Origin of the sequence: Niallia sp. Man26 (genome assembly GCF_022049065.2) — a bacterium.
Lineage (GTDB): Bacteria > Bacillota > Bacilli > Bacillales > Cytobacillaceae > Niallia.
The window spans coordinates 693,294-712,469 of the sequence record NZ_CP095744.1; the positions used below are offsets into that span (position 1 = coordinate 693,294).

23 protein-coding genes are annotated in these 19,176 nt (G+C 38.8%); 6 read left to right on the forward strand and 17 right to left on the reverse strand.

Annotated features, from left to right (window positions below; genetic code table 11):
• Nucleotides 1-65 precede the first annotated feature (65 nt).
• The 4 genes from L8T27_RS22980 to L8T27_RS22995 all read right to left on the reverse strand — a co-directional run bounded on the left by L8T27_RS22980 (nucleotide 66) and on the right by L8T27_RS22995 (nucleotide 3,606).
• The gene (locus L8T27_RS22980) at nucleotides 66-1,067 is read right to left on the reverse strand and encodes a sensor histidine kinase (RefSeq protein WP_237944185.1); all 1,002 of its coding nucleotides are present in this window, start codon (nucleotides 1,065-1,067) and stop codon (nucleotides 66-68) included.
• Nucleotides 1,064-1,768, reverse strand: coding sequence for a response regulator transcription factor (locus tag L8T27_RS22985; RefSeq protein ID WP_237943199.1), 705 nt, complete (start codon nucleotides 1,766-1,768; stop codon nucleotides 1,064-1,066). The genes L8T27_RS22980 and L8T27_RS22985 overlap by 4 nt, the downstream gene beginning before the upstream one ends.
• Before the next feature lie 335 nt (nucleotides 1,769-2,103).
• Nucleotides 2,104-2,706, reverse strand: a complete 603-nt coding sequence (locus L8T27_RS22990) for an NADPH-dependent FMN reductase (RefSeq protein WP_233314859.1) — start codon at nucleotides 2,704-2,706, stop codon at nucleotides 2,104-2,106.
• 33 nt (nucleotides 2,707-2,739) lie between these two features.
• Nucleotides 2,740-3,606: an SDR family oxidoreductase gene (locus L8T27_RS22995; protein ID WP_237943202.1), complete on the reverse strand. Its 867-nt coding sequence runs from the start codon at nucleotides 3,604-3,606 to the stop codon at nucleotides 2,740-2,742.
• 204 nt (nucleotides 3,607-3,810) lie between these two features.
• Here L8T27_RS22995 and L8T27_RS23000 point away from each other — a divergent pair, with 204 nt between their 5' ends.
• The gene (locus L8T27_RS23000; protein ID WP_237943203.1) at nucleotides 3,811-4,257 is read left to right on the forward strand and encodes an Rrf2 family transcriptional regulator; all 447 of its coding nucleotides are present in this window, start codon (nucleotides 3,811-3,813) and stop codon (nucleotides 4,255-4,257) included.
• Nucleotides 4,258-4,323: 66 nt separating this feature from the next.
• On the opposite strand, the gene L8T27_RS23005 is transcribed toward L8T27_RS23000, so the two are convergent.
• The 3 genes from L8T27_RS23005 to L8T27_RS23015 are packed head-to-tail and all read right to left on the reverse strand — an operon-like array spanning nucleotide 4,324 to nucleotide 6,064.
• A complete protein-coding gene (locus L8T27_RS23005; RefSeq protein WP_233314856.1) occupies nucleotides 4,324-5,460 on the reverse strand; it encodes a zinc-dependent alcohol dehydrogenase in 1,137 nt (378 codons plus the stop codon).
• 15 nt (nucleotides 5,461-5,475) lie between these two features.
• Entirely contained in the window at nucleotides 5,476-5,844 is a 369-nt protein-coding gene (locus L8T27_RS23010; protein WP_233314855.1) for a spore coat protein, read from the reverse strand.
• Nucleotides 5,837-6,064, reverse strand: a complete 228-nt coding sequence (locus L8T27_RS23015; protein WP_233314854.1) for a spore coat protein — start codon at nucleotides 6,062-6,064, stop codon at nucleotides 5,837-5,839. The genes L8T27_RS23010 and L8T27_RS23015 overlap by 8 nt, the downstream gene beginning before the upstream one ends.
• 417 nt (nucleotides 6,065-6,481) lie before the next feature.
• Between L8T27_RS23015 and L8T27_RS23020 the strand changes: the two genes are divergently transcribed.
• A complete protein-coding gene (locus tag L8T27_RS23020) occupies nucleotides 6,482-6,691 on the forward strand; it encodes a hypothetical protein (RefSeq protein ID WP_233314853.1) in 210 nt (69 codons plus the stop codon).
• The gene (locus L8T27_RS23025; RefSeq protein ID WP_233314852.1) at nucleotides 6,688-6,996 is read left to right on the forward strand and encodes a spore coat protein; all 309 of its coding nucleotides are present in this window, start codon (nucleotides 6,688-6,690) and stop codon (nucleotides 6,994-6,996) included. Before L8T27_RS23020 ends, L8T27_RS23025 begins: the two co-directional genes overlap by 4 nt.
• Nucleotides 6,997-7,057: 61 nt before the next feature.
• Here the strand turns inward: L8T27_RS23025 and L8T27_RS23030 are convergent, their stop codons facing one another.
• Nucleotides 7,058-7,858, reverse strand: coding sequence for a carbonic anhydrase (locus L8T27_RS23030; protein WP_233314851.1), 801 nt, complete (start codon nucleotides 7,856-7,858; stop codon nucleotides 7,058-7,060).
• Between the two features lie 632 nt (nucleotides 7,859-8,490).
• Here L8T27_RS23030 and L8T27_RS23035 point away from each other — a divergent pair.
• The 3 genes from L8T27_RS23035 (at nucleotide 8,491) to L8T27_RS23045 (ending at nucleotide 11,167) form a co-directional block, all read left to right on the forward strand.
• Entirely contained in the window at nucleotides 8,491-8,694 is a 204-nt protein-coding gene (locus L8T27_RS23035) for a hypothetical protein (RefSeq protein ID WP_237943205.1), read from the forward strand.
• Between the two features lie 133 nt (nucleotides 8,695-8,827).
• Nucleotides 8,828-10,534, forward strand: a complete 1,707-nt coding sequence (locus tag L8T27_RS23040; protein WP_237943207.1) for a methyl-accepting chemotaxis protein — start codon at nucleotides 8,828-8,830, stop codon at nucleotides 10,532-10,534.
• Between the two features lie 111 nt (nucleotides 10,535-10,645).
• Entirely contained in the window at nucleotides 10,646-11,167 is a 522-nt protein-coding gene (locus tag L8T27_RS23045) for a CBO0543 family protein (protein WP_233314849.1), read from the forward strand.
• Between the two features lie 47 nt (nucleotides 11,168-11,214).
• Here the strand turns inward: L8T27_RS23045 and L8T27_RS23050 are convergent, their stop codons facing one another.
• The 9 genes from L8T27_RS23050 to L8T27_RS23085 form a co-directional block, all read right to left on the reverse strand.
• Nucleotides 11,215-11,859, reverse strand: coding sequence for a HupE/UreJ family protein (locus L8T27_RS23050; protein WP_237944186.1), 645 nt, complete (start codon nucleotides 11,857-11,859; stop codon nucleotides 11,215-11,217).
• 15 nt (nucleotides 11,860-11,874) lie between these two features.
• Nucleotides 11,875-12,357 (reverse strand): nickel pincer cofactor biosynthesis protein LarC2, encoded by a 483-nt coding sequence (gene larC2 / locus L8T27_RS28810; protein ID WP_396953821.1) that lies wholly within the window; start codon nucleotides 12,355-12,357, stop codon nucleotides 11,875-11,877.
• Nucleotides 12,354-13,259, reverse strand: a complete 906-nt coding sequence (gene larC, locus L8T27_RS28815; RefSeq protein ID WP_282581441.1) for a nickel pincer cofactor biosynthesis protein LarC — start codon at nucleotides 13,257-13,259, stop codon at nucleotides 12,354-12,356. The genes larC2 and larC overlap by 4 nt, the downstream gene beginning before the upstream one ends.
• Nucleotides 13,240-14,019, reverse strand: a complete 780-nt coding sequence (larB, locus tag L8T27_RS23060; protein WP_237943209.1) for a nickel pincer cofactor biosynthesis protein LarB — start codon at nucleotides 14,017-14,019, stop codon at nucleotides 13,240-13,242. The genes larC and larB overlap by 20 nt, the downstream gene beginning before the upstream one ends.
• 73 nt (nucleotides 14,020-14,092) lie before the next feature.
• Nucleotides 14,093-14,920, reverse strand: a complete 828-nt coding sequence (gene larE, locus L8T27_RS23065) for an ATP-dependent sacrificial sulfur transferase LarE (protein ID WP_237943211.1) — start codon at nucleotides 14,918-14,920, stop codon at nucleotides 14,093-14,095.
• 58 nt (nucleotides 14,921-14,978) lie between these two features.
• Nucleotides 14,979-15,749, reverse strand: a complete 771-nt coding sequence (locus tag L8T27_RS23070; protein ID WP_233314845.1) for an SDR family oxidoreductase — start codon at nucleotides 15,747-15,749, stop codon at nucleotides 14,979-14,981.
• Between the two features lie 19 nt (nucleotides 15,750-15,768).
• On the reverse strand, nucleotides 15,769-17,037 hold the full coding sequence (locus tag L8T27_RS23075; RefSeq protein WP_237943213.1) for a nickel pincer cofactor-dependent isomerase, group 22: 1,269 nt from the start codon (nucleotides 17,035-17,037) through the stop codon (nucleotides 15,769-15,771).
• Between the two features lie 252 nt (nucleotides 17,038-17,289).
• Entirely contained in the window at nucleotides 17,290-18,141 is an 852-nt protein-coding gene (locus tag L8T27_RS23080) for a sugar phosphate isomerase/epimerase family protein (protein ID WP_237944187.1), read from the reverse strand.
• Entirely contained in the window at nucleotides 18,141-19,151 is a 1,011-nt protein-coding gene (locus L8T27_RS23085) for a Gfo/Idh/MocA family protein (protein ID WP_237943215.1), read from the reverse strand. The genes L8T27_RS23080 and L8T27_RS23085 overlap by 1 nt, the downstream gene beginning before the upstream one ends.
• Nucleotides 19,152-19,176 lie beyond the last annotated feature (25 nt).

Genomic DNA, 19,176 nt, shown 5'->3' on the forward strand with positions numbered 1-19,176 from the left:
TTTGACCTGTGATTAGTATACCTTGCAAAAGTAGTGCTTAACTATCGATTCTTCTTACACTTTCCTTACAAGCTTGTAAGGTTTTGCGTGTCCGAGAAAACGATGCGAAAAGTTGTACCTTTACCTGATGCTGACTCCATTTCAATCTGGTGACCGAGATATTTCAGCGTCTCCTTCGTTAAATACAGTCCCATCCCTGTTGATTCCCGAAACTTTCTGCCATTTTCTCCGGTAAAAAAGGGATCGAAAATCCGCTTTTTATCGCTTTCTGGTATGCCAATTCCAAAATCCTTTACTTCCAGAATGGCTTGTTTCTCTCTTTCATAAATGGAAATAACAATCCGATTACTAATCCCAGAAGAATATTTAACTGCATTACTAATAAGCTGGGTGAGAATAAAAAACAGCCACTTCTCATCAGTCTCGACTGTCATTCCTGGCTTTTGCACCTCTAGCTTAGGATAAACCTTGTTCCTGATATAAAAGCGTTTATTCTCACCGTTCACTTCATCTATCAATTTTGCTAGATTTACCGGCTTGATATGAAAATCCTGCTCTATTGTTTTTAACCTGGCTATATACAAAACTGTGTTCAGACCAGTCTTCATTACTTCCGTCTCTTCGCGGATGCTGGATGACTCAGGTTCATCTAAATTTTGGGCAGTGAGTTCAATTACTGATAATGGGGTTTTCATCTGATGCACCCATTGGTCCATAAACTTACGATGCTCTTCCTGCTCTTTTTCAACTAGTTTCAATTGATTTTGAAAAAGTTTGTATTGAGTTCGCATCAACTCATCGAAGGCTTTAGAAATCGGGGCATCATCTGTTTTTTGATAGCTGTCATCAAGCGTTTCCAGCGGCTGATTTAAACGCTTGTACATTTTCTGCCGTGATAAATAATAATATAGGAAATAACTAACAAGGATGAAAAAGCTGAGAAAAACAGCGTAAGCAAACAGCTTAATATCTCGATAGCCATCAAACCAAAAAATCGAAAGAAAAAGGAGCATTTGCACAGCCTGCACAAAAATCAACAACGTATGCTCTTTTAAGAATAATCTCATTTCTTTTCCGCCGACCATGATACATGTAACCGATATCCTGCTCCTCTTACAGTTTCCACTGCATCGTGTAAGCCAATTTCCTGAAACTTTTTACGGACTCTTGTAATATTAACATTCAATGTATTTTCATCTACATAGCTTTGGTCATCCCACAGCTTTTCCAGTAAATCCTCTCGTCCAGCCACACGAGGATATCGTTCCATCAAGCTTTCAATAATATCTGCTTCTTTCTTTGATAAAGAAATACTCTTGCTTCTATAGGTAAGCTCGAGTCTCTCTGGAAAGAATCTTAGACCAGCGTTTTCTAAGATTCGGCTCTCTGGAATGCTGGCATACTCCCCGTAAGCACGGCGCAGCTGGCTGCGGATTTTTGCGATTACAATTTCTGCACTAAACGGCTTTGTTATATAGTCATCTCCGCCATTCTCTAATGCCATCACTTGATCCATCTCCCCTATCCTTGCAGAAAGAAAAATCACAGGACAAACCGATTCCTTGCGAATTTGCCTGCACCAATAATAACCATCAAAGCTTGGCAAATTAATATCTAACAGCACTAGATTTGGATTTATTTCATAAAATGTATTCATTACATGTTCAAAATCAATGACACACGTCACATCATAACCATATTTTTCAATATGCGTCTTTAAATGGGTTGCAATTTTAGGATCATCCTCAACAATCATTATTTTTTGCATGTTTGATCACTCCTTATTTCAGTTTCCATTATGGCATAGAATGGGAGCAGCGACAAAAAATTCATAAAATCGTAAAACGCTCTCTGCACAAGCAGCATCTTTAAAGGCGATGTATAGGCGATGTATACATCTATAATGGGTACTTATAATTGATAAAACGGATTAGGCGCTTGCGCTAATTTAGGCCATTTAAAAATTATAATAATAGAGTTAAACGTATGCGATAACCATATTTCCAATTTCCGGAGCGAGAAAATCAACACTTTTTTAGCTGAAACGTATGAAGCAAAAAACCGGCCATCCTTTCGGATGCCCGGTTTATCTATATTAAATCTTTACTTTCTTATTGTTTTTAAAGCGCCGCTCCAAGCATTTACTTGGTCAAGCATTGCATTTACATTTGTAAGATGCAGATCAGCTGGCTTAAATACAGAGCCATTTTCGAAATCTGTGAATAAGGATAAAGTTGGATGAACACGCACGTCGGCAATCAAAAGTTCCCCTAAAATCCCTCTTAAATGTTCTGCAGCTCGAGCTCCGCCTGTTGAACCATAGCTTACTATCCCAGCTGCTTTATTGTTCCAGGCTTCGCGAGCTGAATCAAGGGCATTTTTTAATGCTCCTGTGATACTGTGGTTGTATTCTTGAACGATAAAGACAAATCCATCTAGGCTGTTGAGCTTTTGATTCCATGCCGTTATACTTGGCTCACTGCCATCTGTAGTGCCAAGAAACGGCAGATTAAATTCAGCAATATCAACGACTTCGTAATTAGCATCACCGCGTTTGTCAGCAATTTCTTTCACCCATGCCCCTACTTGCGGACTTACTCTACCTTCTCTAGTGCTTCCTAAAATAATCCCGATATTTAGCTTTTCAACTGCCATTGTCTCATCCTCCTCTGTTTGTTTCCCAAAAATCTTTTTGAAAAAACTCATTTTATCAACCACCTGTCACAAGAGAAAGATCTCTTATTTAGTGTTTTCTTTGACTATTTGCTCTAATCCTTTACGAATAGATGTTACTGGACGTCCAAGCACCTTTTCAAAGTCATTGCTTTCAATTTCTAATGTTCCTTCACGGATGTCTTTTTGAATATTAACAAGCATTGGCAGGAGAAACTCTGGAACACCTGCGCCCTTCATAATCTCTGTGTAAGCAGCATCATCCACATGCTGTACAGCAACATTTGCCCCAATAACAGCACCAAGCTCTGCGGCCATTTCATCCGTTGTTAGCAATGGGCCAGAAAGTTCATAAATTGTATTTTCGTGACCAGTTCCAGAAAGCACTATCGCTGCTGCCTCTGCATAATCCTGCTGCAACGCCCAGCCGACTTTGCCGTTTCCTGCTGATGTTATCCATGGTGCTCCTGCTAGAACTCCTTGGATGCTGGAGCTTTCATTTTCTAAGTACCAGTTGTTGCGCAAGAAAGAATATGGTAAACCAGACTCTTGAATTCTTGTTTCTGTTGCTTTATGTGTTGGAGCAAGGAAATTGCTGCTTGCCTGTGCATTGCCGATACTTGTGTATGCGATGAATTTCACTCCAGCACGCTCGGCTTCGGCTACTGCATCTGTATGCTGGCGGATTCTTGTTTCGTTATCTCCATCTGCTGAAATGATAAGCAAACGGTCAATCCCTGCAAAAGCTGCAGCCAAAGTTTCAGGCTGATTAAAATCGCCTTGGCGAACTTCCACTCCAAGCGCAGAAATCCATTCTGCTTTCTCTGGATTGCGGACACTCACTGCCAGTTGTTCTGCAGGCACTTTTTTAAGTAATTCCTTCACCACCTTGCTTCCTAATTTGCCAGTTGCTCCAGTTACTAATAGTTTCATTGCAATTCCTCCAAGTAAATTTATTCATGTAATGATGTTATCATGCATAATAACGCTGTAATTATTTTGAATACCTGTATCCATAATAGATACCTCTATAACTTTTGTCAACGAGAATGTTTTTTTATTTTTTGGGGAATATCATGTATAATACTTTTTATTCTTATTCTAAGATCTTCATAATCGTATAAGCAGGTGAGTTTTGTGCAAATAAGCAGCAGGTTTACTGTTGGTGTTCATATATTAGCTCTATTGGAAATTAATAAAAAAGGAGTCAGCTCTTCTGAATTTTTGGCAGGAAGTGTTAATACAAACCCCACTTTGATCAGAAAAATTATGGGAATGCTGAAAAAAAACGGGCTGATTGAAGTTCAGCCAGGAATTGCTGGGGCTAAGCTTGCTAAGCCTCCCTCCGCTATCCGCTTAATAGATGTATATAAAGCTGTTGCTGTTGTAAAAGAGCAGGAATTATTCAGTGTACATGAAAATCCGCTGCGTGACTGCCCTGTCGGCAGAAACATTCAGGATTCGATTACGCCAGTTTTATCATCAGCCCAAACAGCCTTAGAAAAAGAGCTGGAAAATGTGACAATTGAGGATATCATTAAAGATATTGAGCAAAAAGAGAAAGATATGACAAGTAGCTCATAAATAAAAAAACTAACCCACTAGCATTGCATAGCTGCACGGAATGTTTGTGGGTTAGTTTTTATTAATTCAAGGTTTAAGGACAACTTTAATACAGTTGTCTGTTCGTGTATCAAAATATTCATAGCCCTTTTCTGCCTCACTAAGGGGCATGACATGTGTGATTACATCACCGAAATCCATCTTGCCTTGTGATACAAGATTATATAGGTAAGGCATATAATGGATGACAGGAGCTTGTCCTGAACGGATATTAACATTTCTTTGAAAGATGTCGCCTAAAGGAAAAGCGTTATATCTTCCGCCATATACGCCGGTTACTTGAATGGTGCCGCCTTTGCGAACAGCCTGACTGGCAATAACTAATGCACTCAATGTTCCGCCATGGAGCTTTAAGCCAGTAGCGAGATATTCCATCGGTGTCATTTTCCCGTCCATACCAACTGCATCGATGACAACATCCGCTCCGCCCTTTGTTATCTCCTTTAAGTATTCACCTGTATTGGGATGATGCTCAAAATTAACTGTCTCGACTTTATTTGTTTTTTTTGCATGCTGCAGGCGATATTCGAGATTATCCACAGCGATAACTCTTTTTGCGCCTTTAAACCATGCAAACTTTTGGGCCAGCAAACCTACCGGACCGCAGCCGAGGATTACCACTGTGTCTCCATCCTTTACACCTGCATTATCAACGGACCAAAAAGCAGTAGAAGCTGCGTCTGACAGCAGTACCAATTGTTCATCCTCAACTTCACAATTTTCGGGTATTTTGAATGGGGTAAAATTGGCATATGGCACACGCAAATATTCAGCCTGACCGCCAGGATAGCCTCCCGTTAAATCGGAGTAACCAAAAAAACCACCAATTTCACCATTGTCATTAGAATTATCACATTGGCTTTCTAGATTATTTTTGCAAAAGAAGCATTCCCCGCAGGCCACGTTAAACGGAATGATAACTCTGTCCCCTTTTTGGAGATTTTTCACGTCAGGTCCCACTTCTTCGACAATCCCCATTGGCTCATGTCCGATAATATAATCTTCTGGAAAGTTCGGAATCATTCCATGTATTAAGTGAAGATCAGATCCGCATATTGCTGAAGTGGTGACTTTTATCACAATATCATCACTCTTTTCAATCTTTGGACTCGGCACTTCTTTAACCTTTACATCTTTAATGCCTTGGAAAGTAACAGCCTTCATTCTTTACATCCTTTCTTATTCATCGTCATCTATTTGCGCCATCATGCCAAGGCGGGAAGTATCTCCAGGAAATAAATCCATCTTTCCAATCATTAAAGCACCTTCAATAGACTTTAAATCCATCTTGTATTGATCTTCTAAATTATATGGATGCAGCCACCCTTTTTTCATCATGAAGCTCGACACTTCTTCATGTAAAGCCAACCCTGCCTCAAGCTGAATCCGAAAAGCTTCCCGTAAATCTGGTGTTACCGTTTCAGACAAGGCAGTCGCAGCATTTCGAACACCGGTCTTAATGCTCAGCAAAAACTCCAGCGCTAATGCAGAATCAGCCATTTCCGGCATGCCTTCCGCATTTTCCACCTCTAAGTAATCTTTAATCATTGTAGTTCTCCTCCGAAACTGGGTTAGGCATTTTATAAAAGTTTTGCAAATATTCCAGTGCCTGAATGGATTGCTCCACATCCTTCTCCATTAACGCCTTTAATTCCTGATCAAAGACGACACCGGACATCATCTTGGATTTAATTACACAAGTTGTTTTGAAATTCAGCATTTCATGCAGCTCTAATGTCTCATGGTTTGCTAAGCCATTAGTCTCCATACACTCACCTCCATAGGTTTACTAAAGTATTTTTCGTTTACAATCTTTCCTTTATGCGGATTGCAAAAATTCCAGATTAATACAAAATACTTCAACAAGACTATACCTGTTGAAGTATTTCTATTTTATTTATTTTTTTGGTTTTGACTGTTCGAACTTTTCTTTACTCGGTCTTTCTTGCACTTTTCGGTTAGAATCAAATGATTCTATATTTGCAAACCCATGTGTACCTCTGCCATTTGGCATATTTCCACCTCATCTCTCCTGTTTATTTTGTATAAATCAGCCGAGAAAATGAACGGAATTGGAAGGAAAATTCAGGAACTCAGGATGAGTGTAAGACAGTGCATAAACTCTTTTATTAGTGAAATTATAACAAGGACTATGTATGCAAGTGTTATGAAGGAGGATTAACATATGCCAAGAAATTTAGGGTTGCATGAAAGCTTAGAACTTCATGAACTTCTTACATTTAAAAATACATGCTTGACTAAATCAACAACGATGGGTACTTTAGCAAAAGATGCCGCACTTCAAGATATTCTTAATCTAGATGCGGCACAATCTCGTGAGGCTGTCGAAGCACTTAGGAGCTTGCTGGCTCAGCAAGGAGGCAATGTATTATGAATGGAATTATGCAAAACCTTATCGGCTTAGGAGATATTACGGATCAGGTTATTGCCACAGATTTATTAATTTCCGCCAAATCTGGCATAAGAAACTATGCTTTTGCGATTACGGAGGCTGCTACCCCGGAGGTCCGTTGCGTGTTGAACAAACAATTGCATGATGCGATAGACTTACATGGCAAAATCAGTGATTATATGGTAGCAAACGGCTACTATCATCCCAGCAATGTGAATGAACAGCTGAATGTAGACTTGCAAACAACAGACACAGCCTTAAGCCTTCCAAATAAGCAGGATAAGTAACACTGTTATAGAAACAACAAAAGCTAAATTGTTTAGCTTTTGTTGTTCAGATTTGCCTTCCTTAGCTCTTTATGATGATTCGTTCATTTAAAGATTGAACGGGACGATGGTCGTCAGGGAAAATTCGTCGAAATGTCTCAATTTGTTCTTTCGACATTTCAATTGGTGTTTCAAACACAGTCCAGTTTACTTGTTCTGTACACGGCGGTGTTGTTAAAGATCCATCATAATGAAAGGCAGTTTGCTCTTTTGGAAGCAATGCACTTAAATCAACTGGTTTAGTTAAGGAGATATCTGCCTTTGTTTCTTCTTGTGGAAGTTGATTCCATAAATCAGCTAATATTTTATTTTCTTTCCCTTCCTGAATCATTACACCAATAACTGCAATCTTCCCATCTTCATCTTTATGAACTAAATGAAGCTCCATCTCATAATTTTTTCCGTTAAATTGATGTTCGCTCGGGGTATGGAAATGAAACTGTGCAAGGTTGTATTCCTTCCCGTTAATTACAGCCGTATTGCTTTTGTCTACTGCATTTGCTTGAATTGTATGCCCATTGTTTTGAAGAGTAAAGAACGAAGACTTATACTTAATTTCCGTCTCCCCTTCAGATGTCTCTGCTTCTACTTGAGAGAAATCAATATTAATGGGTGACTGTTCCGTTCCATCAACACAAGCTAAGTTTGCTTGACCTAATTCTCCCCAGTGAACAGGACTAGTGTCTCCTTCATAAGACCAATGCGCAGCATCGATTTCTCTTTCTTTTTCTGCTTTTAATCCTGCACCAGTTTCTGTCGAACAGGCTCCCATCCCAAATACACTGACAACAGCTAACAATGGATATACAAGTATCTTTTTCATCGTTAATGTCTCCCCATTCTTTTATTAAAACTTATATTAATAAGATACTAAATTTCCATAATAATACATACATAGTTATTTTTTGTTAATCGCTTACATATGAAAAATAGATTTATTTTACCATTTTTAACTTTATTCGAAAAACTAGACTCTCTTAACTATTCATGAATATAGATGTATGATTAATAACAAACCTATAAAAATACAGATATTGAGTACTTTGGAGTTTGCAACAAGGAGTGCTCACCCAATTTTACACAAGCATTCTAAGCAGGATGTCTATTAACCTCTTTCATATATGAAAGTATATTGCGTTAAACAAAGTAAATATTTGTAATAAAAGTGATAATTAATATAAAGTCGAATGACTAAATTAAATATCTGAAACATTATTAATCTATTGTGCTATGTCATACTTGTTATTTTGTTTATTCGAGTTATTGATAACGATAAAAGGATTATTGCTTTAGGTATTATCATTTTTTCACTCCGAGCTATATATGACATTGTAAAATATCGTAAAAGCAAAACTAAAGAGTCTTCATAAGCCTTCTTTTCTATTATGATTGCAACTCTAAAATTGTTACTTACCAATTCCAGCTGGAATTAATATAGTATAGGAGGTTTATATAGTGGCGAATAAAATTAACTTTATCTTCACTGTCCTTTTCATTGTTGTTCCGTTCGTATTTCTAATTAGTTTTTTTTTTTGGAGATTATTAATGAATACAGGTGGTTTAATAGTTATAGCCGCCGATTGTTTACCTATTCTAGGTATTTATTATTTTCTTACTAGTATTGTGTTCTTCATTATGTATATAAAAAAAATTGATTAAAAAAATTTGTAATCGCTCACAACCTTTCCCTCTTCCTAAACTCCACATCATCTTCCGAAAAACCTCTTCAAATTCACTCAAACGGACCGATATAACATCTAGAAATATATGTTAAGATGAGTGAGGTTGGAGAATGAAAATTAAAACACAATTAATTATCATACTGACTGTTTTGCTTTTTTCTTTAGTTGGTATTGGTATTTACAGCAATAACAGCCTTCATAATGCAGAGGATTATTCTAAAAAATTAAATGAAGCAAAAGAGATGCAGCGTCTCGTTACACATGTTCAGTATCGTCTTGCAGGAATGTCCAATGATGAGAGAGGGTTCTTACTGACAGGTGACAGCCAGTATACAGATGGAATTAAAGAAAAGGCTGTAAACATTGAAGATACGCTAACTTCTATGGAGAAGTTATCAATTTATCAAACGTATAAAGACAGTATTGAGCAACTAGAAACCAGCTTCCAATCTTATACGTCTATGAGTGACAAAGTTGTCAACACATTCAATAATAGTCCTTCTGATTCGGAGGCATTGCATTTTGGTGACTTAAGAAATGTAAGAAAAGAAGTCCTTGATCCTGCTGTTGACAAGCTGGTAGAACAAATAAATGAGAATGTTAGTCAAATTGAAGCAGATAATGAAAAAAACAGTGATATGGCAAAAACTACATTAATTTCTATCATTATATTAGCAGCAGGTTTAAGTATTGGATTAGGTTTTATACTGCTGCGTTCGATTTTACGCCCATTAAACATCATGAATAAGCAAATGGTTGAAATTGCATCAGGTGACGGAGACTTGACTAAAAGTGTGAAGGTAAGTGGTAAGAATGAATTTGCTCATTTGGCAACTTCCTTCAATGAATTTGTTGCTTCTCTAAGATCCATGATTTCACAAGTTGGACAAACTTCTAAGTCTGTTGCCCAATCCTCAGATGAGCTTGCTGCAAGCATGGAGCAATCACGAGTAACAGCAGAGCAAGTCGCTGACTCGATACAGATGATTTCAGAAAACAGTAATGAGCAAAACAATTCTGCACAGCAAAGTCTGAACAGAGTTAATAATTCCTTACAAAATGTCTTAAATGTATCAACTAAAGCAAACCATGTAGCAAAAGAATCAGACCGTATTAAAGGAAAAGCAAACGATGGTGAACAGGCAATGGCCAAAATGCAAGGACAGATGGGCACTATCCACCATTCGGTTGGATTAGCAGAAAATGGCCTGCACTCCTTAGTCTCAAGCATCAATGAAATAAAAGATACTTTGAACAATATTCAGGAAATTTCCGGACAAACGAACTTGCTTGCCCTAAATGCGGCTATCGAGGCGGCAAGAGCTGGTGAACATGGTAAAGGCTTTGCCATCGTTGCTGATGAAGTGAGAAAATTGGCAGATATGACAAGTACTTCTGCCAACCATATTGATACATTAATCAACACTATTCAGAATCATTCATTAGAAACAGTGGAGAATATGACCCTTGTAAAGGAAAATGTGAATTCTGGAATGGAACTGGCGGATCGAACTAATTCACATATTAAAGAAATACTGAACAGCATCGAGGTTGTTGCTGGTCATATTAAAGAAGTTGCTTCTACAACAGACCAAATTACAACAGAGGTGCAAGGCGTTCAGCAGTCAATGGAAGAAATCGCACACAGCTCTAACAAAACATTAGCAAACACAGAAGAAGTCGCTGCTGCAACAGAAGAGCAAACTGCTTCCTTCCAGGAAGTGTCTGCATCAGCGACTGCTTTATCTAAGCTGTCTGAAGAACTGGAAAAATTAGTTCACCGCTTTAAGATTGCAGATGGAGAAATAAATGATTGAATCAAACTGCTCAAGGTAAATGAACCTTGGGCATTTTTTATGATTTTCTGGAGAGAAATTACATAAGATTAACCTTTTTGGCAACATTATTCAGTATATGAGGTGAGCTGAATGAAGTATAAAAAGGAAAAAATCATCGAAGGTTTTGTATTGGCCTTAAGCTTAATCATTCTCTTCAAACTTATCCCAAAGAAAAAGTCACGAACAGCAGTCTTGGCTTTCTTATTCAAACTAGTGATTACCTGGCTTTTTGGTTTATTAGTGGTAGAGAAGGATGCCATCAACTATCCTGTACGGCTTTTTTTCAAAAAAACATATAAGGGCAGCTTTACCTTTGAATATATTGGATACCCAGCACTATGCGCCTTATTTAATTCCTATTATCCTGAAAAAAAAGGACCCTTAGTTAAAATAGGATACTACTTTCTCCATACCGGTTTTATCATTATTGGTGAATTATTAGCACTTAAATACACGAAGCTGATTCAATATGAAAACTGGAAATGGTATTGGAGCTTTACGACTGTTTGGCTTACTTATTACTGCTCGCGTCTGTTCCATGTCTGGTTCTTTGGAAAAAGTCACTGGAAAAAGAAGTCATTGGGGAATGTTTTTAGAAATTTGTGGATGTAGAAAAAGATAGCAGCAACTTAGGCAGCTATCTTTTTCTATATACGATTTTATTTTATCCAGAGACTAAACAATCCATCTGTTATCCCGATTGAGTACATATAATAAAGACCAAATGCAAAGCTTATCGACCCAGCACATCTTACTAGCAGCTTATTTGTCCGAACACTTTTCGTGCTATACACAAATGGTATGCCAATAATTGTGGTAAAAACGAGCATTCCAATAATTGTTCCTATTCCAAAAACGAGTATGTACAAGGCACACTGCCAAACAGAAGAGACGGTTGACATCGTTAATATTACCATAGCTGCACTTCCTGCAAGACCGTGAATAATTCCTATAAAAGTAACTTTAATAAGTGAAGTCCGTTCAGCTTGCTTATTAATATTCTTGATTTTATCAAAAAAAATATTTTTGCTGCCTAAATATACGAGCATTATACCAACTATAAATTCGAGGGTCATTACCCATTTATCAGCAAGTTCCCCTTTTAGCAATACAATCAATATTCCAAAAACAAATAATGTTGCTGTATGGCCAACTCCCCAAAAGGCGCCTGCTAAAGTTGATCTGGAGAGTCGTTTACCCTTACTGACAATAGTAGATACAGCTATAATATGATCTGGTTCTAATGAATGCTTTATGCCAAGTATTAATCCTAAAAATAACACAGATATGAATTGAAAAATCATCACAGGCTCCCCCCTTTATTCCCTGACTTCCCCATTTCGCCACACTTGTTCATATACTCTTTTCAGTGGAACTTGATGGTGCACTGCTATTTTTTTACACTCTTCATACTCTGGCGCCCGCTGCACAATCTGTCCTTGCAAGATGCCCTCTTTTACTTTTACTGTCCCCCACTCTGTCTCGACATATCTAAATCTTCTTTCAAGCCGATGGACAGTAACTGGATAATAACGTACACCGAGTGTGGTGGTTTCTATAAAAAGAACCTTTTCTATTTCTGCTAGTTTTTCCAGTGAACACAACAATTGCAGCAGTATTCCCGGTCTATTTTTCTTCATGTAAATAGGAGTATAAAAAACATCGTTGGCTCCAGCATCGAACAATAAATCCATTACATAACCGAGCACTTCCCCAGAAATATCATCTAAGTTCACTTCCACTTTAATCATATTTCTATCGATATGCTCCTCATTAGAAGGATGAACTAGATTATCCATCATTGCTCCCCAATAATTACACGCAGAACATTTGGATGTTCAGCAAAATTTTTTGTGCCAGCACCATAACCGATAGATTGCACCATTATAGATGGAAATGCACAAAATTCGTCTGCCAATGCGGCAGCAATAGCGGCACCTGTCGGAGTAGTCAGCTCGCCCCGAATTTTAGTATGTTCAATTGGAATTTCTTTCAGAATTTCCAGGGTTGCAGGAGCAGGTACAGGATATATCCCGTGATCAATCTTAATTCTGCCAGTGCCAACAGGGAGAGCGGAAGCCTTAATGACAGAAACCTCCAGATGATGAATTAAGATAGCAGTCCCAACAATATCAATAATGGAATCTACTGCACCAACCTCATGAAAATGCACTTGTTCTAAGGGCATACCATGTATATGTCCTTCAGCTCGGCCAATTTTCTCAAATATTTTCAATGCTGTATTTTTAATATCATCAGAAAAGTCAGCGCTCTGTATAAGCTCCACAATGTGCTTATAAGAGCGGTGTTGATGACTATGATTATGATTGTGATGATGTGAATGCTCATGGCTATGATCATCGTCGTGGCTGTGTGAATGCTCCTGGTTATGATTATCGTCGTGGCTGTGTGAATGCTCCTGGTTATGATCATCGTCGTGGCTGTGTGTGTGTTTATGGCTATGGTCCCCACTGTCGCCAGCAATACTATGTTCTGTTAAATTATCCACCAAAATTACGTCGAATTTCGTGCTGCTGATTCCATTTTTGACAACCTTCTTCCATACAAGCTTGTATTCATCTTCCATCTTAAGTTTTGACAGTTCTTGAACTAAGAATTCTGGGTCAGCTCCCGCATCGATTAATGCGCCAATTACCATATCACCGCTTATTCCAGAAAAACAATCAAAGTAGAGCGTTTTCATTTTTTCTTACTCCTTTCTGTGCGAGTTTATTGATTAGGACAGCGTTATAGCCGCCGCCAAAGCCATTATCTATATTTACTACACTTATTCCTGATGCACAGGAATTCAACATTGTTAATAATGCGGATAAGCCGTTGAAATTGGCACCATAGCCTACGCTTGTCGGCACAGCGATTACCGGGTGTGACACAAGACCGCCAACAACACTTGGCAGTGCTCCTTCCATTCCAGCTATAACTACAGAAACAGTTGCATTCTGGATTTCCTCCAGATGATTGAACAGGCGATGTATTCCTGCAACTCCTACATCATAAATGCGACGCACCTCACTTCCGAGCACTTCTGCTGTGACTGCCGCTTCTTCTGCCACTTTTAAATCCGATGTGCCCGCACAAATGACTGCAATATAGCCATTATCGGTAGCTTTAGCTTCCCTCTCAATCGGTTCTTTCCAATAGAGAACACGAGCTGTTTTATTATAGATAAACTCTGGACATACGCTTTGAATCGTTTCTGCTTTTTCTTTAGAAACTCTCGTCACGAGAACCTGATTGTTCCGCTTTTTTAAGGATTGGATGATGGAAATAATATGCTTTGCTTCCTTCCCTTCCCCGTAGACGATTTCTGCGAAGCCTTGACGTTTATTGCGGTGATGGTCTACTTTCGCAAATCCTAAGTTCTCAAATGTTGCTAACTTCTTTTTAGCTTCATTTATGCTTAACATACCACTTTGAACTTGAGACAAAATTTCCTCCAGCATGTTGGTCCCCCTCAGAGATGGTTTTTCGATTTAAATTAGAGATGCATACCTTACACATATTGTGCTATCTTTTCTAAATAGAAAAGTTTGAGTTATCCTTTACTGCTAGTGTCTTGTTCATGCTGCCACTCTGGTAGCCTATTAAATCTAAAGTAATATATTTGTAGCCGAATTCCTGCAATGCACTCACGATAAACTTGTTTTTTTCCAGTACGTTCCTCATATCATCTGGCTCTACCTCAATTCTGGCGATATCCTGATGGGTGCGGACTCGCACTTGACGGATTTGAAGTGTTTTTAGAAATGCTTCTGCTTTTTCTACCTTTGTAAGATTTTCCTTTGTGATCCTATCGCCATAGGCAATTCTTGAGGAAAGACATGCAAAGGATGGTTTATTCCAAGTCGGCAGTCCTTGCTCATACGAAAGCTCGCGGATTTCCGCTTTAAACAAATTTGCTTCTTGAAGCGGTCCCCGAATCCCTTTTTCTTTTGCTGCCTTCATGCCTGGTCTAAATTCATTCCTATCATCAGCGATGACCCCATAGATGACATTGTTAAATCCTGCCTCTTCCATAACTGGAATAAGATGATCAAACAAACTGCTTTTACAAAAATAACATCTGTTTTTTGTATTTTCCGAGTAACCGGGAATCGCTAATTCAGAGGTTTCTATAATGATATGTTTAACACCAATATGTACCGCAAGTGACTTCGCCTCTTCCAACTCGCTTGTCGGGTATGTTTCGGAGTCTGCGGTTACTGCAAGAACATTTTCTGTTCCTAGAGCATCTACCGCTGCTTTTAATAGAAAGGTACTGTCCACACCTCCTGAAAATGCAACAACAACCGTTTTCATTTCCTGAAGTATAGACATTAGAAGTTCATATTTTTTTGCAGGCATGTCTTTAGCACCCTTCCTAATCTAGATTTTTTTACAAAAGCATTGATACGCTCTTTCATTAGATTGTCATACTTCCAAATCCGCCATCTACCCTAATCAAAGCGCCTGTCACAAAACTGGACGCCTTATCAGAGGCAAGCCAAACCGCTGTACCTTGAAGCTCTTCTGCTTCCCCGAATCGTTTCATCGGCGTATGCTTCATTATGTCTTCTATCCTTTCTTGATCAAGAATCTTTTTGTTTTGCTCTGCCGGGAAAAAACCTGGAATAATAGCATTGACACGAATTTCATACGGAGCAAATTCACGAGCTAAAAATTGGGTGACACTATTGAGCCCTGCCTTTGAAACCGAGTATGTGAATACTCTTGAGAGGGGTGTTGTGGAAGAAACAGAAGAGATATTGATAATGCTGCCCTTTTTGCCATGTTTTATCATCTTCTCAGCAAAAATCTGACAAGTTAACACAATCCCTTTTAGGTTAACATCCATGATTCGATCCCATTCATCCATGTCAATCTCAAAAAAAGGTGTTGCACTATTAGTGCCAGGTGCATTAAGAAGAATATCCCAACAGCCAGCCCATTGTTCTATTTCGTCTGCTGCTTTTAAGAGTGAGTCCTTTGTTAAAACATCTGCAAAAAATGCTTTTGCCTCGCCGCCGTTTTGGATTATTTCGTGGACTATTTCTTCTGCTTTAGCTAAATTGCGGCCAACAATCGCTACCTTTGCACCATGTTCTGCCAAGCCCTTTGCCATCGAGGATCCTAACACACCGTTTCCTCCTACTGCAACCGCCACTTTACCGCTTAAATCAAATAGTGTTGACATCAATTTCTCTCCTCATCGTCTAAAATAAATTGCCTTGCTCATTAAAAGGAACTTCATAAAGGCCAGTAATTTGCTCCATATTAGGATGATTGTTCACATATTCAAGTAAGCTTTCAGATACTTCAATCTCACTTAATACTAAGGTGTTTTTAATGCGAACAAGTTTAACATCGTGAAAGTTTAAGATATTGCATGTTTTCACTGCTGCTTGAAGAGCCATTTTATCGTTTGGCAATGTTGTGGCAATTTTTGTTGGTGCTACAACAGTGGAGGTCAGGCCATTAGCATACGTCCCTTCTCTGTCCATCTTGTTGAGCAAACGTTGTGTGGTGAAATCTGCCGTTCCAACACCATTCGCGTTTCCTTCTGATTGTGGAGTGACATCTAGCACAACCATCTTGTTTACATCTGGGCCGCCTGATGCATATGACGTAGGATAGCGGCCAGTAATATTGGGATCCATTCCGTCACCGCTAATATTCTTGCCGATTTCATCAATCACAAGGACATCAAGCTGGTCAAAAAAAAGTTTAGGCAATAATGACTTTGCTTTTATCTGCAAGGCAGGCTCCGTTTCAATCACTTCTTCTGGTGTCAGCACTTCCACCGTGGCTATTTTATCGAATGCATTTTCCACTGTCGCTACACCGAACAGAAAGGGGGTTTTCTTCATAATGACCTTTGCCATGGCAGGAACGTTTTCTGCCATATATTTAAATCCCATTTGATGACAGGCCTCAGCACCTTTTTGTTTGCCCAGACCAATGCTTATCATCTTCATAATGCCGCTCTCAACAGGTCCACGAAAGGCTGTGTGTGGCTTGATGCGGTTAATCACCACGATGCCGTCTGCTTGCAAGGCATATTTATCTACATATACTGGTAAACTATTTGCTAATTTGCCGACCTGCTCTACTTCCATGGAGGAACGAATCTCTGCTCCTACTGATTCTTTCGAAATACCAAGATGCTCGAGAACGGCTCTCTGGCCCTCTGCCGTTGCTCCACCATGGCTGCCCATGCTTGGGACTATAAAAGGTTTTGCACCTAAACCTTTGAGAAATTTCACTGTTACAGCAGTAAGCTCGGTGATTCGATCTAGCCCCCTGCTTCCGACAGCAACGGCTATTTCCATGCCTGGTTTAATATTTTTTACTATTTGCTCACTTTGTAACTTCTTCATTAAGACGGAACCGAGATCATCTATTTTGCTATCATCAAATGAAACCTTCACTTTTGCCATTTTTGGGACTGGTATGTCTTTTAATAATTCTTCAAGAATACCCATCTACATCACTCCTTAGCCCACTGCGTTGTAAACCCTTCCATTTCTACTTAAAAATATATTAATTTTAGAATCTATTGGTACGTAAATATTAATTTGTTTAGCAAACTAATTAATTAAATGTATATTATCATTATCGGAAATTTGCGTCAATCATTTATTAGATGCTAAATCCGATGTCTAACTAAAACCAAGAAGAAAGAAGTCCCAAGATTTAGGACCTCTAACTATTAATTAAGCATGAGGTTCCGATTATCAGAACAAATCTGCATACCCTAATTGTCTTAAATAGTCTCCTGAATCTTTAAGGCAATCAAATGGATCTCTGCCATAAGTGTCGTCTTGTTCAATCAAAAAATATTGAACTCCTGCTTTCATTCCAGCTTCCATAATCCCTTTAATGTCCAGATTGCCTGTGCCAAGCTCAGCAAATTCAATATTACCTGTAAATTTGCTCATGAAATCGGACATATCCCTTAAATCTCCTAAATCAATTGGTCCGATGCGATAATCCTTTAAATGAATGAGTGAGACACGCCCGGCAAAACGATTGATGACATCTATCGGGTTTGCTCCTCCTCTTTGGGCCCAGTGAACATCGAGTTCAAAGCCGAGATTGGACGTTTGCTCTCTCATAATATCCAGCAGGCACTTCCCGTCATATTTCTCAAACTCAATATGATGGTTATGGTAATACAGCTCTATTCCATGCTGTTTGAGCCGTTCGGCCATCTTTTCAGCTTCGGTAATATACTCCATCGCCTTGATTTTATCTCCCATTAAATTAACAGGCATCATACCAATTCTAATAAAATTACAATCTAATGTTATACAATCACTGACAATCTTATCAAAATCTGCTGTTAAAGATTCACCTTGGCTCCCTGGCATTGAATCAAGGGGAGCGCTGATCGCTGCGACTTTGATATTAAAGTCTAAGCTTGCTCTTCTCAATTCAGACACATTTTCCTCTGTCATTTGAACTTGTGTGACTTCTACATAGCGGTAGCCCAGCTCATGAATTTTTTTCATTGTTTCATAGACGCCCAATTCTTCTATTTTATTTTTTAAATTGAACATTTGAACACCTATTTTTCCGCTTTTCATCAATTTAGCTCCTCCATTCTGACACGTCTTTTTTCTTCTGATGATTGCCTGATTGCATCAATCATTTTCATGGACATAAAGGCGTCCTTCACATGGGTATACTTGTCGCTGTCTGATGCAATACATTGATAGAACCGATTAATCAGCTTAGCGTGGCTCGCTCCATAATAGAACTTCGTCCCAGTAAGTCTGTCATCTGTTGCTAATTCTATCTTTTTATTCTCTTCATCAGCTCTTGTTAAAATACTGTCCTTTATCGTAAATTTTTCTTCCTTAAATGTGACTTGCAGCTCTACACTGGAGTTTCGTTCATTTGAAATCGTCGCAAAGAACAACCCTGTGGCACCGTTGGCAAATTGAATATGAGCACTTGCTGTATCCTCCACCTCTATTTCATAATCAAGTAATTGATCGATTGATCCTCTGATTGAATCTATGTCTCCCCCGAGGAGCTGCATTAAATCTAAAGTATGAATCGATTGGTTAATCATCACGCCACCGCCGGCATACTTCATCTTGCCTCGCCATGGTTTTACGTCATAATAAGCCTTTGGCCTATTCCATGTAACCAGCCCCTTTATTCCCAGAACTGGACCATAATGGCCGCTTTCAACCATTTCATTCAGCACTTCAACTGTTTTATTGTACCGATTCTGTAAGCACACACAGATTTTCACATGCTTATGTTTTTTTTCTAGTTCCACTAAGGAATAACCCTCTTTATGAGTCAATGCGATAGGCTTTTCGAGAAAGACATTAATGCCCGCTTCCACACAAGCTACTGTTGCAGGATAGTGAAGATAGTGCGGCAAGCAAATATGTACACAGTCCAGCACTTCCTCTGCCAGCATTGCTTCATAATCTTCGTAAAAATTCACATGAGGCACTATTGCTTTACACTTCGGGTCTACATCACATACTGCCGTTAATTCCACATCTGGGTTTGCCTGTATGGCGGCAAGATGAATTTTTGAGATATCACCAAGTCCAATTACCGCTGCTTTCAGCATTCCAATCTCCCCTCCTGCAACCCAT